Origin of the sequence: Anianabacter salinae (genome assembly GCF_019061145.1) — a bacterium.
GTDB classification, from domain to species: domain Bacteria; phylum Pseudomonadota; class Alphaproteobacteria; order Rhodobacterales; family Rhodobacteraceae; genus Anianibacter; species Anianibacter salinarum.
Genome location: NZ_JAHQZS010000002.1, coordinates 573,356 through 593,543 on the forward strand (window position 1 = coordinate 573,356; position 20,188 = coordinate 593,543).

Annotated in this window: 19 protein-coding genes; 2 read left to right on the top strand and 17 right to left on the bottom strand. The window is 65.5% G+C overall.

The genetic code is table 11. The features are described from left to right. Positions 1 to 15 precede the first annotated feature (15 nt). From KTJ87_RS07360 to KTJ87_RS07425, 14 genes are all read right to left on the bottom strand, one after another. Positions 16 to 861, bottom strand: coding sequence for an exonuclease/endonuclease/phosphatase family protein (locus KTJ87_RS07360; RefSeq protein ID WP_267138450.1), 846 nt, complete (start codon positions 859 to 861; stop codon positions 16 to 18). Positions 862 to 989: 128 nt separating this feature from the next. Beyond that, positions 990 to 2,342, bottom strand: a complete 1,353-nt coding sequence (locus KTJ87_RS07365; protein ID WP_267138451.1) for a cyclic nucleotide-binding domain-containing protein — start codon at positions 2,340 to 2,342, stop codon at positions 990 to 992. Between the two features lie 7 nt (positions 2,343 to 2,349). Continuing rightward, the gene (locus KTJ87_RS07370) at positions 2,350 to 2,583 is read right to left on the bottom strand and encodes a hypothetical protein (protein WP_267138452.1); all 234 of its coding nucleotides are present in this window, start codon (positions 2,581 to 2,583) and stop codon (positions 2,350 to 2,352) included. Then, positions 2,580 to 2,786, bottom strand: coding sequence for a hypothetical protein (locus KTJ87_RS07375; protein WP_267138453.1), 207 nt, complete (start codon positions 2,784 to 2,786; stop codon positions 2,580 to 2,582). Before KTJ87_RS07375 ends, KTJ87_RS07370 begins: the two co-directional genes overlap by 4 nt. An 84-nt stretch (positions 2,787 to 2,870) precedes the next feature. Further along, positions 2,871 to 3,617 carry an alanyl-tRNA editing protein gene (locus KTJ87_RS07380; protein WP_267138454.1) on the bottom strand — a complete coding sequence of 249 codons (747 nt, stop codon included), beginning with the start codon at positions 3,615 to 3,617 and terminating at the stop codon, positions 2,871 to 2,873. Continuing rightward, on the bottom strand, positions 3,614 to 6,064 hold the full coding sequence (locus KTJ87_RS07385) for a DUF3772 domain-containing protein (RefSeq protein ID WP_267138455.1): 2,451 nt from the start codon (positions 6,062 to 6,064) through the stop codon (positions 3,614 to 3,616). Before KTJ87_RS07385 ends, KTJ87_RS07380 begins: the two co-directional genes overlap by 4 nt. 1 nt (position 6,065) lies before the next feature. After that, positions 6,066 to 7,091 carry a cysteine synthase A gene (locus KTJ87_RS07390; RefSeq protein ID WP_267138456.1) on the bottom strand — a complete coding sequence of 342 codons (1,026 nt, stop codon included), beginning with the start codon at positions 7,089 to 7,091 and terminating at the stop codon, positions 6,066 to 6,068. A gap of 61 nt (positions 7,092 to 7,152) precedes the next feature. Next, positions 7,153 to 8,259: an NUDIX domain-containing protein gene (locus KTJ87_RS07395; RefSeq protein WP_267138457.1), complete on the bottom strand. Its 1,107-nt coding sequence runs from the start codon at positions 8,257 to 8,259 to the stop codon at positions 7,153 to 7,155. Positions 8,260 to 8,263: 4 nt separating this feature from the next. Beyond that, the gene (locus KTJ87_RS07400; RefSeq protein WP_267138458.1) at positions 8,264 to 8,704 is read right to left on the bottom strand and encodes a TrgA family protein; all 441 of its coding nucleotides are present in this window, start codon (positions 8,702 to 8,704) and stop codon (positions 8,264 to 8,266) included. A gap of 6 nt (positions 8,705 to 8,710) precedes the next feature. Continuing rightward, a complete protein-coding gene (locus KTJ87_RS07405) occupies positions 8,711 to 9,922 on the bottom strand; it encodes an SAM-dependent methyltransferase (RefSeq protein ID WP_267138459.1) in 1,212 nt (403 codons plus the stop codon). A gap of 117 nt (positions 9,923 to 10,039) precedes the next feature. After that, entirely contained in the window at positions 10,040 to 11,461 is a 1,422-nt protein-coding gene (locus KTJ87_RS07410) for a cryptochrome/photolyase family protein (RefSeq protein ID WP_267138460.1), read from the bottom strand. A gap of 34 nt (positions 11,462 to 11,495) precedes the next feature. Further along, a complete protein-coding gene (locus KTJ87_RS07415; RefSeq protein ID WP_267138461.1) occupies positions 11,496 to 12,719 on the bottom strand; it encodes an aminotransferase class V-fold PLP-dependent enzyme in 1,224 nt (407 codons plus the stop codon). Between the two features lie 73 nt (positions 12,720 to 12,792). Further along, complete coding sequence (locus tag KTJ87_RS07420; RefSeq protein WP_267138462.1) at positions 12,793 to 14,454, bottom strand: BCCT family transporter; 1,662 nt, start codon at positions 14,452 to 14,454, stop codon at positions 12,793 to 12,795. Between the two features lie 136 nt (positions 14,455 to 14,590). Next, positions 14,591 to 15,010 carry a PaaI family thioesterase gene (locus tag KTJ87_RS07425; RefSeq protein ID WP_267138463.1) on the bottom strand — a complete coding sequence of 140 codons (420 nt, stop codon included), beginning with the start codon at positions 15,008 to 15,010 and terminating at the stop codon, positions 14,591 to 14,593. Positions 15,011 to 15,067: 57 nt separating this feature from the next. On the opposite strand from KTJ87_RS07425, the gene KTJ87_RS07430 reads away from it, so the two are divergent. Beyond that, positions 15,068 to 15,853: an enoyl-CoA hydratase gene (locus KTJ87_RS07430; RefSeq protein ID WP_267138464.1), complete on the top strand. Its 786-nt coding sequence runs from the start codon at positions 15,068 to 15,070 to the stop codon at positions 15,851 to 15,853. 100 nt (positions 15,854 to 15,953) lie between these two features. Here the strand turns inward: KTJ87_RS07430 and KTJ87_RS07435 are convergent, their stop codons facing one another. After that, the gene (locus tag KTJ87_RS07435) at positions 15,954 to 17,522 is read right to left on the bottom strand and encodes a helicase HerA-like domain-containing protein (RefSeq protein WP_267138465.1); all 1,569 of its coding nucleotides are present in this window, start codon (positions 17,520 to 17,522) and stop codon (positions 15,954 to 15,956) included. 357 nt (positions 17,523 to 17,879) lie between these two features. Between KTJ87_RS07435 and KTJ87_RS07440 the strand changes: the two genes are divergently transcribed. Next, a complete protein-coding gene (locus KTJ87_RS07440) occupies positions 17,880 to 18,542 on the top strand; it encodes an invasion associated locus B family protein (RefSeq protein WP_407650476.1) in 663 nt (220 codons plus the stop codon). 73 nt (positions 18,543 to 18,615) lie between these two features. Here the strand turns inward: KTJ87_RS07440 and KTJ87_RS07445 are convergent, their stop codons facing one another. Then, positions 18,616 to 19,824: a beta-ketoacyl-[acyl-carrier-protein] synthase family protein gene (locus KTJ87_RS07445; protein WP_267138467.1), complete on the bottom strand. Its 1,209-nt coding sequence runs from the start codon at positions 19,822 to 19,824 to the stop codon at positions 18,616 to 18,618. Further along, complete coding sequence (locus tag KTJ87_RS07450) at positions 19,821 to 20,087, bottom strand: acyl carrier protein (RefSeq protein WP_267138468.1); 267 nt, start codon at positions 20,085 to 20,087, stop codon at positions 19,821 to 19,823. The genes KTJ87_RS07445 and KTJ87_RS07450 overlap by 4 nt, the downstream gene beginning before the upstream one ends. Positions 20,088 to 20,188: the final 101 nt, after the last annotated feature.

Below are 20,188 nucleotides of genomic sequence, written 5' to 3' on the forward strand. Positions count from 1 at the left end.
AAGCGGGAATACCGGTCAGAACAGGCGGAAGCTGGCGGTGAACGGCAAATGGTCCGACACCTCGCGCCGGAACTTCTCGCGGCCGATGCCGTCCTCGCCCATTGCCCAGTTCATCGGGAACAGCTTGAGGCTGCCGCGGATGTAGCGGGTGGAAAAGCGGCGGCTGACTGCGAAGCCGTCCAGAAGGTTCGCCCGCCCCGATTCAAGGATATGCGAGAACCGTTCCTGCAGGTCCCAGCTGGACACGAAATCCATCACGTCATCGCCGCCGAGGTGGTGAAAGTTCGACACGTCCCGCCCCGGGATCATGTTGAAATCGCCCATCAGCACGATCGCATGCTGCTTGTAGCCGGGCGTGTCGTGCAGCCTTGTGATCCAGTCGCCGATCACCTTGCACTGGCTGTCGCGCAGCTTCTGGTCCAGGGCCTCTCGCCCCGACTTCAGATGCACGCCGATGATGACCGCCTTGAACCGCGCCCCGGCCCGGACATCAACGGCGAAGGCGCGGCGGCCTCCGGTATAGGTGCCCTGCGACCCGGCAATGAACCTGGGGTTCTCGACGGTGATGCCGGGCTTGTGCAGGAAGCCGATGTTCAGGTGACTGTCCGGCTGGGGCAGCATCGTGACGTCATAGCCGAGCCCGCGCTCGGCGAGCGTGTCGGCAAGCCACTGGATGTGGCTTTGCGGAAAAACCTCGACCAGCGTGGCGAAATCCGGGTCCATCAGGGACAGGCCATGCGCCTGCGCGAACGCCTTGCGGCTTCCTGCGACGATGCCGGTGCCTGCGCCGCCCGGGAACAGGTCGTTCCCCGCAAGGTTCCAGACGGCGACGCGCATCACGGAATGGGCAAAGCTGGTCATGTCGCACCCCTCTTGGCGATCTGCGGGGGACCGTTGCACGCCAGAGTATCACCGATACGACAGCGCGGCGCATGAAAAAGGCCCCGGCATGGTGCCGGGGCCTTTTGGGTCGTCTGGATTGGCAGGTGTCAGCCGTCCGCGCGCCGCATGTCGGCGATGCGCATCACCTGCCGCATCGTCGCCTCGGACCGGAATTCGCCCTGTGTCGGGTCGATCAGGTCGCGGAAGGTCACGGCGTCGATCTTGAGGCATCCGACCCGGCCCATGGCGATTGCCGTGGCCGAGCGCGGCTTTCCATCGATCAGGCCCATCTCGCCCAGCAGGCTGCCATCGCGCAACTCGGCGACCTTCTTCTCGTTCGGGCCGCCATGATCGACGTAAATCGCCACAAGCCCTTCCTTGATGAGGAAGCAATGGCTTGCCGGATCGCCTTCGCGCAGGATCACGTCGCCCTTGCCGAAGGACACGTCATCGACGCGCTGGCTGAGGCTTGTGATCTGCTCGACCGACAGTTCCGAGAAGCTTTGCTCAAGGTAGCGCGAGCGCAGTTTGCGCAGCTCTACGAGGAAGCCGATCACCGTCGGGATCGTGATGGCAAGGTTGTAGCCCATGTGCAACTCTGGCCGCCCGGGCATCCCGTCATAGCCGGTCAGTTGCTCGAACAGGCCATTGTTGGCCATCAGACCGAACTTGCCGCCCGCCTGGTAGAAATTGAGCATCGTCTCGACCTGCCCCGCAGGCACCGCCATGAAGATGTTGCCCGACACCGGCACCGTCGCCCAAAGCTGCTGGAAGCCGGGCCAGAGCGGTTCCTGGTCGAAATAGTAGAAGTAGGTGATCGTCAGATGCTCGAGCGCGTGCCAGCTGAGCGCCAGAAGCGCGATGAACAGCCACTTGTTGCGCGGGAAGGCCAACAGCACGAGGCCGGTGCCGAAGTAGCCGACCAGTTCCCATGCAAGGTGCACGACCTCGAGGTCGAGCTGGCCGAAAATGGCGCAGGCCGCCGGGCCGACAAGGTAATCGCCATTCTCGTCGAGAAGCGGCATGCCGTCCTGCCCTGCCTTGGCGATGCGGTCGACCGAATAATAGGTCGGGTCCATCGTCGCCTCGCGCAGGCCCAACTGGATGGCGCGCGCAGCGTTGTCGATGGTGTCCACGGGGGGCGGACAGGCGACCGTGCCGTTCAGCATGTTCAGCTGCACGACCTGAATGACATGTTCGCCGAAATGGCCGATCTGAAGCACCGTAAACAGGCCGAGGACGGCGATGAACGAGTAGTTCTTCACCTTCCACACGCCCTCGAACAGCGCGAGCGGGATCCACGGCAGCAGCGTGAAGAAGGCGATCATGTAAAGCGGCTCGCCGCCGACGATCGCGTTGATCTGAAGAACGTAGGAAATCAGGGCGGTGACGACGACGACTTCAAGGCTCACGCCTTCGAAGCGGAAGAACCGCCGCATCTGCTTGATCATGTCGGACATGGGGAACCTAGGCCTCGTCAAACGCCGGATCGCGCATGGTGCGGATCTGGCGGATGATCAATGAGCTGAAAACAAGAACGAATAGCAAGATACCGGCAAGCACGGGCCATTTCTCGCCCCAGCTGCCGTGATCGAAGCCCATGGCGACGGGCGAATCCCATCCCCCGCAAAAGGCCAGCGCGGCACCGGGCGACAGCGCAGCCCATGCCAGCAGGGCGGCGGCGAGCCAGCGCGCGCTCATCCCCTGCGCTCCGCCGCGCGGGCCCGCGCGAAGATGCGCGATGCCAGGAATCCGGTCATCCCGACCACGGTGCACAGAACGATGGCCAGAACGGGCCACTTGTCGATCCAGTCCTCGGGTCCGAACCCGGCGCCGGTGCCGCCTGCGGCTGCAAGTGCGATGCCGGGCGCGAACGCCAAGGCTATCGAACTAAAGGTTTTCATTGCTCCATCCCCAACGCGTCGCAATCATCGCCATGGTAGCGGGATCGCGGCGCGCTGGACAGATTTTTTCGCACTCCGGCGGGATCAACCCGCAAGCGTGATGGAAACGCGGCGGTTCTGCTTGCCCTTTTTCTCGATCTTGCCGATGCGCACCGTGCCGATCTCGCCGGTGCGCGCGACATGGGTGCCGCCGCAGGGCTGCAGATCGACCTGGTCCTCGCCCTCGCCGATACGGATCAGCCGGATGATCCCGGCACCGCGCGGCGGCTGAACGGACATCGTCTTGACGAGGCCCGGATTCGCGTCGAGCTGGTCCTCGGTGATCCAGTCCTCGGTCACTGGCAGATCGCGTCCGATCATCTCGTTCAGCGCGGTTTCAAGCGCGTCCTTGTCGCCGGGCGCCTCGGGCATGTCGAAGTCAAGCCGCCCCTTCTCGGCCGAGATCGACCCGCCGGTCACCGGCAGCGGGATCACGACGGATAGCAGGTGAAGCGCGGTGTGGATGCGCATGTGGCGGTGCCTGCGGTCCCAGGCCAGATGCTGCGTCACCTCGGTGCCGATTTCCGGCAGACCGGACGCGGCATCGGGGACCAGGATGATCTGGTCGCCGTCCCCCTTGACGGTGTCGCGGATCGTCAGGCTATCGCCGCCGCCGGTGTCGCCCATCGCCTCGCTGCCCCAGGACAGCCTGCCGATGTCACCGGGCTGGCCGCCGCCCGCCGGATAGAACACGGTGCGGTCCAGAACGATGCCGCCCTCGTCGGTGATCGCGGTCACAAGCGCCGTCGCCTCTTTCAGGTAGGGGTCGGTGCGGAACAGCATCTCTGTCATCGTCCATCTCCATCGCCATCGCTATCGGGGGCCACATCCATGTCGCCGTCCGTCATGTGTTGTCCCGCCTCGGCCGGGCTGGACGGCGCCGCCGTCGCCACGGCCACCTTCGGCGGCGCGCCCGCCCCCGCCTGCCCGCCCGAACCAAGCGCCTCGGGATTGCGCAGCCAGATGTCGCGCTGTGCAAAGGGTATCTCGATCCCCTCCTCGGCAAAGCGCCGCGCGATGGCGTGATTGATATCGTTCTGCACGTTCAGAATGAAGTTCACGTCCCGCAGGATCATCCGCACCTCGAAGTCGAGCGAATCCGCCCCAAAGCCCGCGAACAGGATCAGCGGCGGCGGCTCGACCACCACAAGCGGCTGGTCATTGGCGATCTCGGACAGGATGCGGTCGACCTTGGCGGTGTCGGTGCCATAGGCGACGCCGACCTTGACGATCAGCCGCCCCGCCTGGTTGCCCCGCGTCCAGTTCGTCACCGGCGCTGACACGAAATCGGCGTTTGGCACGATGACGCTAGTTTTGTCGAAGGTCTCGATGGTGGTCGAGCGCACCGAGATCTTCTTGACGATCCCCATGGTGCCGCCGACCTCGATCCAGTCGCCCTCGCCGATGGGACGCTCGACCAGCAGAATTATCCCCGACACGAAGTTCGACACGATGTTCTGCAGGCCGAACCCGATGCCGACCGACAGCGCACCGGCGACAATGGCGAGCGAGGACAGGTTGATGCCCGCCAGCGTGACGGCAAGGATCCCCGACAGCACCACGCCGACATAACCGACGCCCGAGGTGATCGCGTTGCGCCCGCCCGCATCCATTCTTGTCTTGGGCAGGACGCTGGCCTTGAGCGCCTTCTGGATCAGCCGGGTGATGGCGAAGCCGACGCCGAAGACCACGATGACGGTCAGGAAATCGCCCGGTGCCAGACGCGTCTCGCCAAGGGTGAAGCCTGCGCGGAACGTCACCCACATCTCGTAGAGATCCGTCGCGCGGGCACCCCAGACGATGGCCAGCACAGGCGTCAGCGCCAGCGCGACCGCAAAGCCCACAAGCGTCGGAACCAGCGAGTTCGACGCCTCTTCGGCGCTTTGCCCGGTCAGGACCCGGAAGGCGTCGACCACAAGCCGGTTCAGGATCACCAGAAGGCCAAGCAGGCCCAGCGTCATCGCCGCCGGATAGATGAAGGTCTGCGCTGCGTTGATGTAGCCAAGCGCGGCGGCCACCGGCGCGGCAAGGCCGATGACGATGGCCATGCGCGCCACGAACCCCGCCACCGAGGTTTGCAGCGTGCCGACATGATCGTCCGACTGTGCCGCGCGGGCATGGCGCAGAAGGCGCTGTCCGATGCGGAACAGAAACAGCCCCGACAGCGCCAGGATCGGCGTGAACAGCAGCGCCAGCGTCGCGGGGGAATAGGTTTCGGTCTCGGCGAGGTTGGCCGCCACGCCATACAGACCGAACAGCAGGCCCAGAATGCCCGCGTTGCGGCGCAGGCGAAAGCGGTCCTCGAGCGGCAGATCGCCAAGGACAAGCGCATCGCCCGCCTTGGGGAACACCCGGTCGGCCACCCAAAGCGCCGAATAATAGCTGAAAACGAAGAACGGCAGCGCGTCGATCACCGCGAGGCCCCGCGCGCCCACAAGATCGAGCGACCGCGCCGCAGCCACGAACAGGAAAATTCCCGCCACGGGCACGATGACCTTGCCGGTCGAGATCAGCAGGCTGCCAAGATTCGACGCAAAGCGCGCGAAGACAAGGTTCACCAGCGCCTCGACCCAGATCCTGCCGCGCCAGAGCAGCACAACGCCGATCAGGATCAGCGCCAGCGTCAGTGGCAAATCGTTCTGGCGCAGCGCCCGCTGTCCCTGCGTTTCCCAGTTGGTGGCGATCTCGGCCATGATCCCGGTCAGCGACCCGGTCAGCTCGGTCAGGGCGCCCGGCCAGTTCGCCGGATTCACCGGCATCGGCGCGCGTTCCATCAGCGCCTGGGCCTGCCGTTCGCGCAGGATGGTGTCGATCTCGCGGATCAGCCCCTCGGCCCGGCTGAATGCTTCGACGGCTTGCCTGTTGGGGGCGCTGAGGTCGGCAAGCTGCTGGTTCAGCTCGGCCCGGCGGCCTGCCACCTCGGTCGGTTCCGTCTCGCCCTCGGCGGGCGGCGGCCCCAGCGCCTCAAGCTGTGCACGCACGGTCTGGATGCGGTCCGCGTTGAGGTTCTGGGACGACGCGAAGGTTTCTCGCCACGCCACAAGTTCCTCGCGCAGCGTCTCGAACGCCGCGTTCGAGGCGCGGCCTGCCTGGATCGCGCCCTCGGCCCGCTGGGCCACGCTTTCCCAGGCGGCAAGGTCGGGCGCGTTGGTATTGGTCTGCGCAGTCCCGGCCCCCGCCGAAAGCGCGACCAGAAGGGCGGCAACAAGCACCCTTACCCAGACCAGGGCGGCGCGCATCTCAGTCCTCGAAAACGGCGGGAATATCCCGCGGCGGGGTATCCAGCCAGACCGGCACCGGCAGCCCCTTGCCCTTCAGGAAGTCGGGGTTGAACAGCTTGGACTGATAGCGGTTGCCGTAGTCGCACAAGATGGTGACGATAGTGTGCCCCGGCCCCAGGTCGCGCGCCAGATGCATCGCGCCCGCGATGTTGACGCCGGACGATCCGCCAAGGCACAGGCCCTCGTCCTGCAACAGGTCGAACACGATCGGCAGCGCCTCGGCATCGGGGATGCGGTAGCTGTAATCGGGGGTGAAGCCTTCGAGGTTGGCGGTGATCCGCCCCTGCCCGATGCCTTCAGTGATGGAATCGCCGGGGTTGTCCTGCCCGGTGTAGATCTTGAAAAGCCCCGCGCCTTCCGGGTCGGCAAGCCCGATCCTGACGCCCTTGGGCTGCAGCGCCATGCCGACACCCGCCAGCGTGCCGCCAGACCCGACCGCGCAGACGAACCCGTCCACCTTGCCATCCGTCTGGTCCCAGATCTCGGGGCCGGTGGTTTCCACATGCGCCTGACGGTTCGCCACGTTGTCGAACTGGTTGGCCCAGATGGCGCCATTCGGCTCGGTCTCGGCCAGCTTGTGCGCCAGACGCTCGGAATAGCGCACGTAGTTGTTGGGGTTCTTGTAGGGCACCGCCGGAACCTGCACCAACTCGGCGCCCGCCAGCCGCAGCATGTCCTTCTTTTCCTGGCTCTGCGTTTCCGGGATCACGATGACGGTCTTGAACCCCATCGCGGCGCCGACCAGTGCAAGGCCGATGCCGGTGTTGCCCGCTGTCCCCTCGACGATGGTGCCGCCGGGCTTCAGCGCGCCGCGTTCAACGGCGTCGCGGATGATATACAGCGCGGCGCGGTCCTTGACGGACTGACCGGGGTTCAGGAATTCGCATTTGCCAAGGATCTCGCAGCCCGTCGCATCGGACGCGGCATGCAGGCGGATCAGGGGCGTGTTGCCCACCGCGTCGGGAAGGTCGGTCTTGATCGCCATGGCTCTCGCTCCTCGCGCCGGGATGTGCTGGCGTCTTGTCTAGGGGCGCGCTTGTCCGATCTCAAGCCGAACGAAGCCGGTCGCGGTGGAGTTTCAGCCACATCGCCGCGAGGATCAGAGGGCCGACAGCGGCCTCGCCGGTTTCGATCAGGCGTTCCAGCTCGGCGAAGGGCAGGATGTGGATGCGGATATCCTCGTATTCCTCCGCCAGCCCGCCAAAGCCTTCGGCGCGGTCCGGCAGGTCCGTGATCCCGACGAAGATGTGCTGATACTCGGCCAGCGCGCCGGGCGATGGATAGCAGCGCGCAACGGGTTCCAGCCGTTGCGCCGTCACCCCCGCCTCTTCCGCCAATTCGCGGCGCGCCGCATCCTCGGGCGCTTCGCCGGGGTCGACAAGGCCGGCTGGAGGTTCAAGGCACCACGGCCTCGGATCGCCCATCAGGAACGGCGCATAGCGGAACTGTTCGACCAGAAGCACCCGGTCACGCACCGGATCATAGGGCAGGACGATGGCGGCATCGCAGCCGTGCAGTCCCGCGCGGGTCACCGTATCGCTCATGCTGCCGTCAAATCGGCGGTGGCGCAGGCGGTTCTCCTCGAAGGCGAAGAACGACAGCCAGCGATTGCTGTCCTCGACGTTCACATCGTCCCGCCCCAGATCGCTGCGCCGTGTCACCGGCCCCGGTGATGCACGGCGGCGCAGGCGGCTGTCGGCGCGGCGCATCATCATGGTGAAGTTGGCTGCCAGATCGGCAGGCGACAGGCGGCCAAAGCCCCACATCGCCTCGTGCGCTGTCTCTGTTGCCAGATCGCCCAAGGTCGCCGCCCAACCCTCCAGCGACCACGCCGCGCCGCGCTCAGGCGGGGTCTGCGGCCAGTAGATTTCAGCGTCCCGGCGCTCGCCGTCTACTTCGATCAAAGCGGGGCGACGATCATAGCCGAAAGCGCCCTCGTAGTAGTCCATCCGCGCAACCGCAGCCTTGCTGGCCTCAACCGCCAGACCCTGCGCCGCGCCGCTGGCCTCTGCGATCATCGGAAACGCCGCCTGTCCCGCATGAAACACGCCGTGCCCCGGCAGCAGAGCCTTGTGCGCGGGCGCGTCTTCGCCGAGCACGATCTTGCGCAAGGCGTCATGGCGCAGCGTTCCGTAGAGAAAGATCAAGGTCACCGGATCAGCGCCACACGCGGCTCACGGCATGGGCCAAAAGCCCGCCCGCAAGCCCGCCGAGCACCAGCACCGCCATGATCGGAGGCATCAGCACGACGACCGCCCAGTCCAGCGCGATGCCGATCATCGCCTCGAGCCCTTCCATCGGGCCGTCATAGCGGCCCTTGAGCGAGCGCGCGAACATCTCGGCCGCCGACAGGATCACCAGCGTCGAGATCAACAGCACCGCCGAGGCGTTCAGCCCGTAGGCCGCCCCGAAGCCCCAGCTTCGCGGCGCGTGCTTGCCCGCGATGAACCAGCCGGTCACGACGCCCATTCCCGCTGCGACCTCGCGCACCAGACCGGCCGATACGCCTTCTTCCAGGGTCAGGGCCGCAAGATGCGCAGCGGCATAGCCGATCGCGGCGAACACGATCGCGGAAATCAGGCGGGCGGCGGTGGGCATCTGGCCTCAGGCGGGTCGGGACACGGTGATCTGCGTTACATCACAGTTTCCAGACTGGAATGTGGCGGCGCAAGAGGTGAGATAGAAATTCCACATCCTGCGGAACCGGTCGTCAAAGCCAAGCTCCGCCACCTCGTCCCACTTGTCGTTGAACGTATCGTGCCAGCGGCGCAGCGTATGGCTGTAGCTTTCGCCGAATTCGAGCGATCCGCACACCCGCAGGCCCGCCCTCTCGACCTCTTGGCGCAGCACCGTCGGCGAAGGCAGCATGCCGCCCGGAAAGATGTATTTCTGGATGAAATCGACACCCTTGCGATACACCTCCCAGCGGCGGTCCTGCACTGTGATGATCTGCAGCGTCGCGTTGCCGCCGGGCTTGAGCCGCTCGCGCAGGGTGTTGAAATACACCGGCCAATAGCGCTCGCCCACGGCCTCGAACATCTCGATGGAGGCGATGCCGTCATAGCTGCCGCGCTCGTCGCGATAATCCTGCAGCTTGATCTCGACGCGGTCCTGCAGACCGGCGCGGCGCACCCTCTCGACCGCGTAGTCGTGCTGCGCCTGGCTGATCGTCAGGCCGGTGACGCGCAAGCCGCGTTCCTTGGCGGCGTATTCGGCAAAGCCGCCCCAGCCGCAGCCGATCTCCAGCACATGATCGCCGGGGCGCGCGCCCATCTCGTCGACCATGCTGGCATATTTGGCGATCTGCGCGGCCTCTAGGCTTTCCTGCCCGCTGTCGAACTTGGCCGACGAATACGTCATCGTCTCGTCGAGCCAGAGACCGTAGAACTCGTTTCCAAGGTCGTAATGGTGCGCGATATTCTTGCGCGCCTGCCGTTTGGAATTGGACACGAGGCGAAAGCGTAGCCTCTCAAAGGCGCGGATCAGGCCCATGCCGGGAAAGCCGTCATAGATGCCGTCGCCCGCGACATGCACGAGGTCCATGAAGGCCTGCAGGTCGGGCGTGGACCATTGGCCGTCGATATACCCCTCGCAAAAGCCCAGATCGCCCTCGCGGATCAAGCGCGCGAAGGCGTCGTCGTCATGGATGTGCAATTCGGCCACCGGGCCGGGCGCGGCGCCATCGGCGCGAAAGCGGCGGCCGTCGCGCAGTACGAAATCCAGCCGCCCGCGGTCCATTTTCTGCGCGGCATCGAACACCGGGCCGAAGTAGCGCGGCAGATCGTTCTGCCCCTTGAGATCAGTGAGTGCGTTCATGTGTTCCCCTGTGCGCCGTTTTTCGGCGTTCGTCCTTGTTGGTGCGATCGCGATGGTCCTGAACCGAGATACGCACACCGCGTCATACCGGTTTCACAATTTCCCGCGACCACCGGATCAGAAATCCCGGTTCTCGTAGGCGGCAAGGGCGCGCTTGCGACCTTCATCCGCCGTGACGACGGGATCGGGGTAGCTGTCACCCGGTGCCATCGGCCAGCTTTCCGGGATCGCATCGAAGTAGGCGAGCGCGTCCCTGGAAGGGTTGGACCGCCCCTCGGCGATCCAGCGGTCCACATACGCGCGGTCCTTGTCGAACTTGTCCAGTTGCGTCACCGGGTTGAACACCCGGAAATACGGCGTCGCGTCCGGCCCCGACCCCGCCGCCCATTGCCAGCCCATCGCGTTCGAGGCCGGGTCCCAGTCGATCAGGCACTCCTCGAACCATTTCAGGCCAATCTTCCAGTGGCACATCAGATGCTTGGTCAGGTAGCTGGCGACGATCATCCGGGCACGATTGTGCATGTATCCCGTCGTGTAAAGCTGGCGCATCGCGGCGTCGACGAATTCGATCCCGGTGCGGCCCTGTTTCCACGCCTTCACCTCGGCGCTGCGCTCATCCTCGTTCCAGGGAAAGGCGTCCCACTCCTCGCGCCAATTGCCGGTGGCGATGCGCGGCGTGTGGTGCAAGAGGTGATAGGCGAACTCGCGCCAGACCAGTTCCTTGAGGAACGTCTCTGCCCCGGTCTTGCCGTCCTGCATTGCGCGCTGGCCCGCGTGCCAGCAGGTGCGCGGGCTGATCTCGCCATAGGTCAGATTTTCGGACAGGCGCGATGTGCCGTCGATTGCGGGGATGTCGCGGGCGGCCTTGTATCCCTCGATCCTGTGGGCGGAGAAATCGGCCAGCCGCCCCTGCGCGGCGGTCTCGCCGACGGTGACGTGATCCGCGACCACCGCCGCGCCTCGCTTCATCGCGGCGCCCATGTGCCAGTCGTCCAGCCTGTCGCTGTCCGGCCAGGTATCGGGCGCGCGCAGCTTTGAGGGCGCCTTGAGCGGGGCATCGACGTGTCGGTCACGCACAGCGCGCCAAAACGGGGTGTAGACCTTGTAGAACCCGCCTTGCTGGGTCTCGACCGTCCACGGCTCGAACAGCAGGTGCCCGGCATGGCTTTGCGCGTCCACACCCTGCTCTTTCAGTGCGGCCTTCACGGCGGTGTCCCGCGCCTGCGATGCGGGGTCATAGGCGCGTTGCCACCACACCGCCCCTGCCCCGGTCTCGTCCACCAGCGCCTTAAGGCACTCCAGCGCCTTGCCGCGCCGCAGGATCAGGCGCGATCCGGTGCCGTCCAATGCCTCTGCGAAGGCGGCCACGCCCAGACCGAACCGCCACTTCGGCGCAGCGGCAAGGCCCTCGATCACCTCGTCATGCAGGAACACCGGGATCACCGGACGCCCCGTCGCCGCCGCGTTGGACAGGGCGGCGTGGTCGGTCAGGCGCAAGTCTCGCCTGATCCACACGATGATGGGAGTGTCGTCCGTCATGCTCTGCCCTGCGCGTCGCGGGCTGGCCCCGCTGTCACAGAACGTGATCTAGCGCACGGATGAGGCGGTCAACCTCGGCTTTGGTGGTGTAGTGCACGAAGGACAGGCGCAACACCCCCGCCTCGGGGTCCACGCCCATGCCTTCCAGCGCACGGACCGCGTAGAAATTGCCGCCGCCCGCGTTGATGCCGTGCTGCGCCAATTCCTGTGCGACAGGCTCTGCAGGCTTGTGCAGGTCCACCGCCACGGTCGGCGCCCGGCCCGTGGCCTTGGCGGGCCCCAGCAGCCGCACCGAGTTCTTCAGCGACAGGTAGTCGAGCAACGGTTGCAGAAGCTGCGTCTCGTGCGTGCGGAACAGATCGTGCACGATGGCCGCGCGCTCGCGCGGGCCGTGGTTCGTGGTGACGTGATGCGCGTGCACGGTGTCGATGTAATCCGCCATCCCGGCACATGCCGCGATCTGAGCGTGATCGGGCCCCGCCGGGGTCAGCCGCTTATAGGGGCTGGCCGCGTTGAAATAGTGCCCCTGATTCGGCAGCGCCTCGGCCAGCGCGCGGCGGATCACCATGATGCCCTGATGCGGACCGTAGGTCTTGTAGGCCGAGAACAGGTAGATGTCGGCGCCCGTCGCCCCCACATCCGGCAGCCCGTGCGGCGCGTAGGACACCCCGTCGATGCACACATGCGCGCCCGTCGCATGAACCCTGGCGGTGATCGCGGCGACGTCGTTGATCTCTCCCACGACGTTGGAACAATGGGGAAAACACACCAGCCGCACCTTGTCGTCCAGCAGCTTGTCCAGCGCGGCAGGGTCCAGATGCCCGGTGTCGCGGTCGATGCGCCATTCGCGCACCTCGATGCCCCGCGCCGCAAGCCGACGCCACGGGCCGGTATTGGCCTCGTGGTCCTGATTGGTGACGATGACGGCCTCACCGGGCTGCATCCAGTCGCCGAAGGCATGGGCCAGGACATAGGTGTTCGCGGTGGTGGATGGACCGAACGACACCTCGTCCGTGTCCACGCCCATCATCGCGGCAAGGCGGCTGCGCGCCTCGTCCATTTCCTCGCCCGCGACGCGGCTGGCCTCGTAAGGGCCGTAGGGCTGCACCTTGCGTTCCCGGTAGAACCGCGTCAGCCGGTCGACGACCTGCGCGCAAGGATAGCTGCCCCCTGCATTCTCGAAGAAGGCGCGGTCCCGAAGCGACGGCTCGGAAAAGGCGGGGAACTGGCTGCGGATGAAGGATGTATCAAGGGTCATGGCTCCATAGAACCAAACCGCCCGCCGGGCACAAGGCACGGCGGGCGGGATTTGTGCTAGCTTGGCGCGACCGTCAGGAGGACGGCACCGGCTTTGCCAGCTTCAACTCGTTCGATAGGCCCTTCCAGATCGCAAAGCACATCACCAGAAGCACCAGCGTGAACGGCAGGCCGGTCGAGATGACCATGGCCTGAAGCGCGTTCAGACCGCCACCGATCAGAAGAACGATGGCAACGACGCCCTCGAAAGTCGCCCAGAACACCCGCTGCGGGGTCGGTGCGTTCAGCTTGCCGCCCGCCGTGATCGTGTCGATCACCAGGCTGCCCGAATCGGACGAGGTGACGAAGAACACGATCACGAGGATGATCGCCACGGTCGAGGTGATCGCCGCCAGCGGCAGGTCCGCCAGCATCCCGAACAGCGACAGCTCGGGGCTGTAGGCGTCGATCACGTTGGCCTTCACGAGGCTCGAGTCGGGGTTGGTCAGCACCTGGTCGATGGCGACGCCCCCGAAGACGGCCATCCACAGCACGCAGACGATCGACGGGATGATCAGCACGCAGGTCAGGAATTCACGCACCGTGCGGCCCCGGCTGACCCGGGCGATGAACATGCCAACGAACGGTGACCAGCTGATCCACCATGCCCAGTAGAACGCCGTCCAGCCGTGACGATAGGAATCGTCGGTGCGGCCCACCGGGTTCGACAGCGGCAACAGCTCCTTGGCGTAGACGAACAGCGACTGCCCGAATCCGGTCAGGATCGCCACAGTCGGGCCGACCAGCAGCACGAAGAGCAAGAGCACGCCCGCGATCAGCATGTTGACCTCGGACAGCACCTTGACGCCGCCTTCAAGCCCGCGAACCACCGACACCAGCGCGACAGCGGTGATGCCGACGATCAGCAACACCTGCGTGGTGATGGTGTTCGGGATGCCGTAGACGAAATCGAGACCGGCAGCCGCCTGCTGCGCGCCAAGACCAAGCGAGGTCGCCAGACCAAAGAGCGTGGCAAAGACGGCGATGATGTCGATGGCATGGCCGAGCGGACCCCAGACACGCTCACCGAACAGCGGATAGAACGCCGAGCGGATCGAAAGCGGCAGACCCTTGTTGTAGCTGAACAGAGCCAGAGCCAGCGCCAGAACCGCGTAGATCGCCCAAGGGTGCAGACCCCAGTGGTAGATCGTGGCAGCCATACCCATCTCGCGGGCGCGTGCGACGTTGTCGGCGATGATCGAGCCATCTTCAGCGAACGGCGACGCGGTGCCCAGCGGCTGCGAAATGGCCATGTGATAGACTGGTTCAAGCACGCCGAAGAACATCAGACCGATGCCCATGCCCGCGGCGAACAGCATCGCGAACCAGCCCAGATAGCTGAAATCCGGCTCTGCCTCGGTGCCACCAAGGCGCACGGCGCCGTAGGGCGATACGATCAGCACAAGGCAGAAGAGGACGAAGAAGTTGGCCGCCGACATGAAGAACCAGTCGAAGGTGCTGGTCAGCATCGGCCGCAATTCGACGAAGAAGGCGTTCGCGGAGGTCGGAAAGATCAGCGAGATCGCCACAAAGACGAGCACCGAGATCGCCGAGATCGCGAAGACCGGGTTGTGGATGTCAAAACCCATCCCGGCCAGTTTGCCCTGGACGTTGTTCTGTCCAAGTTCGTATTCCGTTTCGACCAGATGGACCTCTCCATCCGGCTCTGGCACCCCTGGTGCGGTGTTGTCTGTCATACCGTTCTGTCCCTTTTCCGGTTTCGGTTTTCGCAACGTGAAGACGCCGCATGTCGCAACTGGAACGTGCCCCTGTGGGAATGGTTCCCGTAGGGTCACTGGGCCGGTTCCCGCCGATCCGGGGAAATTCAATCCGTCAGTCGGGCGGGATCGAATAGGTCAGGCTCGCGCGGGCGACCGGCCGTTCGTCTCCTACGGAGTATAGCAAAACATCGCCGACTGCCAGCACCCGGCCCAGTTTCAACAACCGCGCCTCGGCGACCATGTCCGTGTTGGCAGCCGGTTTGCGCATGAAATCAATGGAACAATTCGTTGTGACCGCCAGTGCCTTGGGTCCGATCATGGCCAGAACGGCGAAGTAGATCGACACGTCCGCAAGGGCGAACATTGACGGTCCCGACACCGTGCCGCCGGGGCGCAGGTTGCGTTCACTGACCGGCATGCGCACCCGCACCTGCATCGGTTCGACCGCCTCGACAACAAAGTCACCCTTCACCTGGGTGAACTCGGCGTCGACGAAGTCCGTCAGCGCCGCGGCGTCCATCTTGAGTTCCATGCTTTTCCCTCCGTCCCTGGGCGTTTAGGATTGGCGCGTCTGGGCTGGGAGGACAAGATGGCGATATTGCTTCGGACGGATACGGATGCGGTGGCGCGGCTGACCCTGAACGCACCCGGCAGCCTGAACGCGCTGTCGGACGCGATGCTTGCCGCGCTGGCCGGGGAATTCGCGCGGCTGGAAGGCGACCGCAGCATCCGGGCCGTGGTGATCGCGGGCGCGGGAAAGGCGTTTTGCGCGGGCCACGACCTGAAAGAGATGACGCGCGGGCGCGCGGCCGACGATGGCGGGGCCGCCTATTTCGCCGACCTGTTCACCCGCTGCGGCGCGGTGATGCAGGCGATCGGCCGCCTGCCGCAACCGGTCATCGCCGAGGTCCACGGCGTCGCGGCGGCGGCGGGCTGCCAGCTGGTCGCGTCCTGCGACATGTCGGTGGCGGCGCCGGGCACGCGGTTCGGCGTCAACGGCGTGAACATCGGGCTGTTCTGCTCGACCCCGATGGTGGCGCTATCGCGCAATATCCCCCGCAAGCAGGCGTTCGAGATGCTCGTGACAGGCGATTTCATCGACGCGGGCCGCGCGGCGGAGCTTGGGCTGGTGAACCGCGTCGCCGCGGAAGGGGCGCTGAGCGAGGAGACGATGGCGCTCGCCGCGAAGGTGGCGGCCAAGCTGGGCAGCGCGGTGCGGATCGGCAAGCGCGCCTTTTACGAGCAGGCGCAGATGCCGCTGGACGCCGCCTATGCCTACACCGGCGAGGTGATGGTGGAGAACATGCTGAACCGCGACACCGAGGAAGGCATCGCCGCATTCATCGAAAAGCGCGCGCCGGAGTGGCAGCAGTAGCCTCGCCCGGCTTGCGCCGGGCGATCCGGCTGGGGGGCTCTGCCCCCCAGACCCCCCGGAGGTATTTGAAGACCAAAGATGAACGGGGGTGCGGCTCCGTTCAGCGGCCCTTGAAGATCGAGCCGAAGATGCCGCGCACGATGCGGCGGCCGGTGGTGCCCTTCAGTTCCTTGATGACGACGCTTGTGACGGCCTCGGAGAAGCTTTCGTCGGCGCGGGCGCGCCCGGACCGCGTGGGACGCGGCGCGGCGTAGGTCTCTGCCTCGCGGCTGTTCTTGCCGCCGTAGCGGCGGGCGGAGGCGAATTCGCGGTCTTCCTGTTCTTGCCGGGCCTCGGCGGCCACGGCGTCCTCTGCCTCGGCAGCGGCCTTGTCGGCGCGCGCCTTCAGCATCTCGAAGGCGCTGTCGCGGTCGAGGCGCGTCTCGTACTTGCCGGCGATCGGTGAGGACGCGATGACGCCCGCGCGTGTCTCGGGCGTGATCGGGCCGAGGCGCGAGGATGGCGGACGGATCAGCGTGCGCTCGGCGATGCCGGGGGCGCCCTTGTCGATCAGCATCGAGGTGACGGCCTCGCCGGTGCCGACCTCGCGGATCGCCTGTTCGATGTCGAAGCGCGGGTTCTCGCGGTAGGTTTCGGCGGCGAGGTGCAGCGCCTTGCGGTCGCGGGCGGTGAAGGCGCGCAGCGCGTGCTGCACCCGGTTGCCGAGTTGTCCGAGGATGTCGGCGGGCACGTCATCGGGATTCTGGGTGATGAAATACACGCCCACACCCTTTGAGCGGATCAGGCGGGCGACCTGTTCGACCTTGTCGATCAGCGCCTTGGGAGCATCGTCGAACAACAGGTGTGCCTCGTCGAAGAAGAACACCAGCCTGGGCTTGTCCGGATCGCCCACCTCGGGCAGGTCCTCGAAGAGTTCGGACAGGAGCCACAGCAGGAAGGTGGCATAGAGCCGGGGCGAGGCCATCAGCTTGTCGGCGGCGAGGATGTTGATGCGCCCGCGCCCATCCACATCCGTGCGCATGATGTCGGACAGATCGAGCGCCGGTTCACCGAAGAATTGCGCGCCGCCCTGGTTCTCGAGCACCAGAAGCTGGCGCTGGATCGTGCCGATGGAAGACGCCGACACATGGCCGTACCGCAGCGACAGCGCGGGGGCGTTTTCGCCCACGAAGACCAGAAGCGCGCGCAGGTCGTTCAGGTCGAGCAGCGGCAGGCCTTCTTCGTCGGACATGCGGAAGGCGATGTTCAGAACCCCCTCTTGCGCCTCGGACAGCTCCAGCAGGCGCGAGAGCAGCAAGGGGCCCATCTCGGCGATGGTGGTGCGCACCGGGTGGCCCTGTTCGCCGAAAAGATCCCAGAACGTGACGGGGAAAGCGCTGTAGGCATAGTCGTCGAAACCGATCTTCGCGGCGCGAGACAGGAACGCTTCGTGCAGCTTGAAGTCTTCGCTGCCCGCCTGCGCCAGCCCCGACAGATCGCCCTTCACGTCCGAAAGCACCACCGGCACGCCCGCCGCCGAGAAACCTTCGGCGAGGATCTGCAGCGTCACGGTCTTGCCGGTGCCGGTCGCGCCCGCAATGAGGCCGTGCCGGTTGGCGTATTTCAGCAGCAGCTCCTGCCGCTCGCCGTAACCCTCGCCGCCGCCGCCCACGAAAATCCTGTCATTCATCTGCCGCTCTCCGCCCGAAAATCCGCGCAACCATACAAGCTGCGGGGCGGTGCACCAGTGTTTCGGTGCGTGCGATTGCGGGGGATCGCGCGCCGCACAGCGCGGTGTCCTGTCCGAACGGATAGGGGCCAAGCCAGACAGCGATCGCCTGTTGACGACTGCCGGGACTGGCAATAGCCTTTGCATCAATGACTAAGTCGGCCAGTCCGGCAGGGAGAATATGTTGCGAAGAAGGGCCCCCTGGGCCCTTTTTCTTTGGCGGCATCCTGCCGGACCTATGCGAGAATTGACCTGACACCGGGCCTTGCCCGTGCTAGGCGTCGCCGCCGACACATCGACCACAACTTCGAGGACATGATGACGGACATTCTGAAACCGCTTTCCCTCGCTTTCCTGATCGCGTTCGCTGCACCGGCCATCGCGCAGGATGAGACGGCAGACCCCGCCCCCGACGCCACATCCGCGCCCAACGAGGAGCAAAGCGATCCGCTGGCCCTGTCGATGGGCGAGGATCAGGCCGAGCTTGGGCAGGTCTACGTCGCCGAGACCTTTACCGACTGGGAAATGCGCTGCGTGCGCACCGAGGCCGAGAACGATCCCTGCCAGCTGTATCAGCTTCTGGACGACGGTCAGGGCAATGCCGTGGCGGAATTCAACATGTTCGTCCTGCCCGAGGGCAACGAGGCCGCCGCTGGCGCGACCATCGTCACCCCGCTCGAGACACTGCTGACCTCGCAGATCACGCTGGTCGTCGATGAGAGCCAGCCGCGCCGTTATCCGTTCAGCTGGTGCGCGCAGATCGGCTGCTTTGCCCGTGTCGGGTTCACCGGCGACGAGGTTGCGCAGTTCAAGGCCGGCCAGGTCGCCACGCTGTCGATCGTTCCGGTCGCAGCGCCTGACCAGCGCGTGAACATCTCGGTATCGCTGTCGGGCTTCACTGCGGCCTATGACGCCCTTGCCGCGCGCCCAGCACCGCAGCCGCCCGCACCGGGCGAAGCGCCGCCTGCTGCAAACGAGTAAGTTCGCGCCTTCTGAACCACAAAGGCCGCCCGAAGGGGCGGCCTTTTTCGTTGGTATCAAAGGTGGTTGAGCGTCACACCTTGCGCAGCGCAAGCACCGCGTTCAGGCCCCCGAAGGCAAAGGCGTTGGACAGCACCACGTCAACGTCCGCATTGCGCGCCTCGTTCGGAACGACGTCGAGCGCGCATTCGGGATCGGGTTCGTCGTAGTTGATTGTTGGCGCGATGATGCCATCCTTCAGCGCCATGATGCAGGCCAGAAGCTCGACCGCGCCGGTGCCGCCGATAAGGTGCCCGTGCATCGACTTGGTCGAGGAGATCATCAGATCGTCGGCATGATGGCCGAAGACCTGCGCAACGGCGGCGCATTCGGTCTTGTCGTTCGCGGCGGTGCCGGTGCCGTGGGCGTTGATGTATCCGACATCCGACGGGTTCAGGCGCGCGTCGCGCAGCGCCCCCGAGATGGCACGCGCCGCGCCCTGCATCGACGGCATCACGATGTCGGCGGCATCCGAGGTCATCGCAAAGCCGACGATCTCGGCCAGAATCTCGGCGCCGCGCGCCTTGGCGTGCTCGTATTCCTCGAACACGAACACGGCCGACCCTTCGCCCTGCACCATACCGTTGCGGTTCGCACTGAACGGGCGGCAGGCGTCCTTGGACATCACGCGCAGGCCCTCCCAGGCCTTCACGCCGCCAAAGCACAGCATCGATTCCGAGCCGCCCGCGATCATCGCGCGGGACGCACCGCAGCGCACAAGCTGGAACGCCTGCCCCATCGCGTGATTCGACGAGGCGCAGGCGGTCGCTACGGTAAAGGACGGGCCCTTGAGGTTGTAGGCCATCGAGACATGGCTCGCGGCCGCGTTGTTCATCAGCTTGGGCACGACGAAGGGGTGAACGCGGTTCTTTCCCTCCTCGTAGACCGAGCGATAATTCTCGTCCCAGGTGTTCACGCCGCCGCCCGCGGTGCCCAGCACCACGCCCGCCTCGTTGCCAAGCTCGCCCTCGAAGACGAGGCCCGATTGCGCGATGGCCTCGCGCGCGGCGATCAGGGTGAACTGGGTAAAGCGGTCATAAAGTGCGATCTGCTGGCGGTTATACTCTGCCTCGGGATCATAGTCGGTGACCTGCCCGCCAATCTGGATCGACAGGCGGTCAACGTCACGGATGTTGAGGGGGCCGATGCCGCAGACGCCTTCGGCCATCGCCTTGAGCGTATCGGTCACCGTGTGGCCGAGCGCGTTGATCGTTCCCGCGCCCGTAATGACGACACGCTTCATGCCTTCTGGTCTTCCACCAGCTTCTCGACGGCCGAAACGATGGCCTGCACCGACGATATGTCGAAATCGCTTTCGGACGGATCGTTGGCGTTGAACGGCACCTGGATATCGAACGCCTCTTCGATGGCGAAGATGGATTCGACCAGACCAAGGCTGTCGATGCCGAGGTCTTCGAGCGTCTGATCCATCTTCACGTCGCCGGGTTCCAGAACGGCCTGCTCGGCGATGATTTGGATCACCTTGTCTTTGACGGACGTGGACATGTCACCTCCCGCGGAATGCTTCGGCGACTTCTAGTCAGTCTGGCGGCGGGATGGAACCCATAACTCGCCGGAACCGCTGGTGCGGCCCCGGCGTCTGCGAT

What these genes read in the sequence shown, in the direction of transcription:
- KTJ87_RS07360 (WP_267138450.1), bottom strand. Translation starts at nt 861, where the DNA reads ATGACCAGCTTTGCCCATTCCGTGATGCGCGTCGCCGTCTGGAACCTT.
- KTJ87_RS07365 (WP_267138451.1), bottom strand. Translation starts at nt 2,342, where the DNA reads ATGTCCGACATGATCAAGCAGATGCGGCGGTTCTTCCGCTTCGAAGGC.
- KTJ87_RS07370 (WP_267138452.1), bottom strand. Translation starts at nt 2,583, where the DNA reads ATGAGCGCGCGCTGGCTCGCCGCCGCCCTGCTGGCATGGGCTGCGCTG.
- KTJ87_RS07375 (WP_267138453.1), bottom strand. Translation starts at nt 2,786, where the DNA reads ATGAAAACCTTTAGTTCGATAGCCTTGGCGTTCGCGCCCGGCATCGCA.
- KTJ87_RS07380 (WP_267138454.1), bottom strand. Translation starts at nt 3,617, where the DNA reads ATGACAGAGATGCTGTTCCGCACCGACCCCTACCTGAAAGAGGCGACG.
- KTJ87_RS07385 (WP_267138455.1), bottom strand. Translation starts at nt 6,064, where the DNA reads ATGCGCGCCGCCCTGGTCTGGGTAAGGGTGCTTGTTGCCGCCCTTCTG.
- KTJ87_RS07390 (WP_267138456.1), bottom strand. Translation starts at nt 7,091, where the DNA reads ATGGCGATCAAGACCGACCTTCCCGACGCGGTGGGCAACACGCCCCTG.
- KTJ87_RS07400 (WP_267138458.1), bottom strand. Translation starts at nt 8,704, where the DNA reads ATGCCCACCGCCGCCCGCCTGATTTCCGCGATCGTGTTCGCCGCGATC.
- KTJ87_RS07405 (WP_267138459.1), bottom strand. Translation starts at nt 9,922, where the DNA reads ATGAACGCACTCACTGATCTCAAGGGGCAGAACGATCTGCCGCGCTAC.
- KTJ87_RS07410 (WP_267138460.1), bottom strand. Translation starts at nt 11,461, where the DNA reads ATGACGGACGACACTCCCATCATCGTGTGGATCAGGCGAGACTTGCGC.
- KTJ87_RS07415 (WP_267138461.1), bottom strand. Translation starts at nt 12,719, where the DNA reads ATGACCCTTGATACATCCTTCATCCGCAGCCAGTTCCCCGCCTTTTCC.
- KTJ87_RS07420 (WP_267138462.1), bottom strand. Translation starts at nt 14,454, where the DNA reads ATGACAGACAACACCGCACCAGGGGTGCCAGAGCCGGATGGAGAGGTC.
- KTJ87_RS07425 (WP_267138463.1), bottom strand. Translation starts at nt 15,010, where the DNA reads ATGGAACTCAAGATGGACGCCGCGGCGCTGACGGACTTCGTCGACGCC.
- KTJ87_RS07430 (WP_267138464.1), top strand. Translation starts at nt 15,068, where the DNA reads ATGGCGATATTGCTTCGGACGGATACGGATGCGGTGGCGCGGCTGACC.
- KTJ87_RS07435 (WP_267138465.1), bottom strand. Translation starts at nt 17,522, where the DNA reads ATGAATGACAGGATTTTCGTGGGCGGCGGCGGCGAGGGTTACGGCGAG.
- KTJ87_RS07440 (WP_407650476.1), top strand. Translation starts at nt 17,880, where the DNA reads ATGACGGACATTCTGAAACCGCTTTCCCTCGCTTTCCTGATCGCGTTC.
- KTJ87_RS07445 (WP_267138467.1), bottom strand. Translation starts at nt 19,824, where the DNA reads ATGAAGCGTGTCGTCATTACGGGCGCGGGAACGATCAACGCGCTCGGC.
- KTJ87_RS07450 (WP_267138468.1), bottom strand. Translation starts at nt 20,087, where the DNA reads ATGTCCACGTCCGTCAAAGACAAGGTGATCCAAATCATCGCCGAGCAG.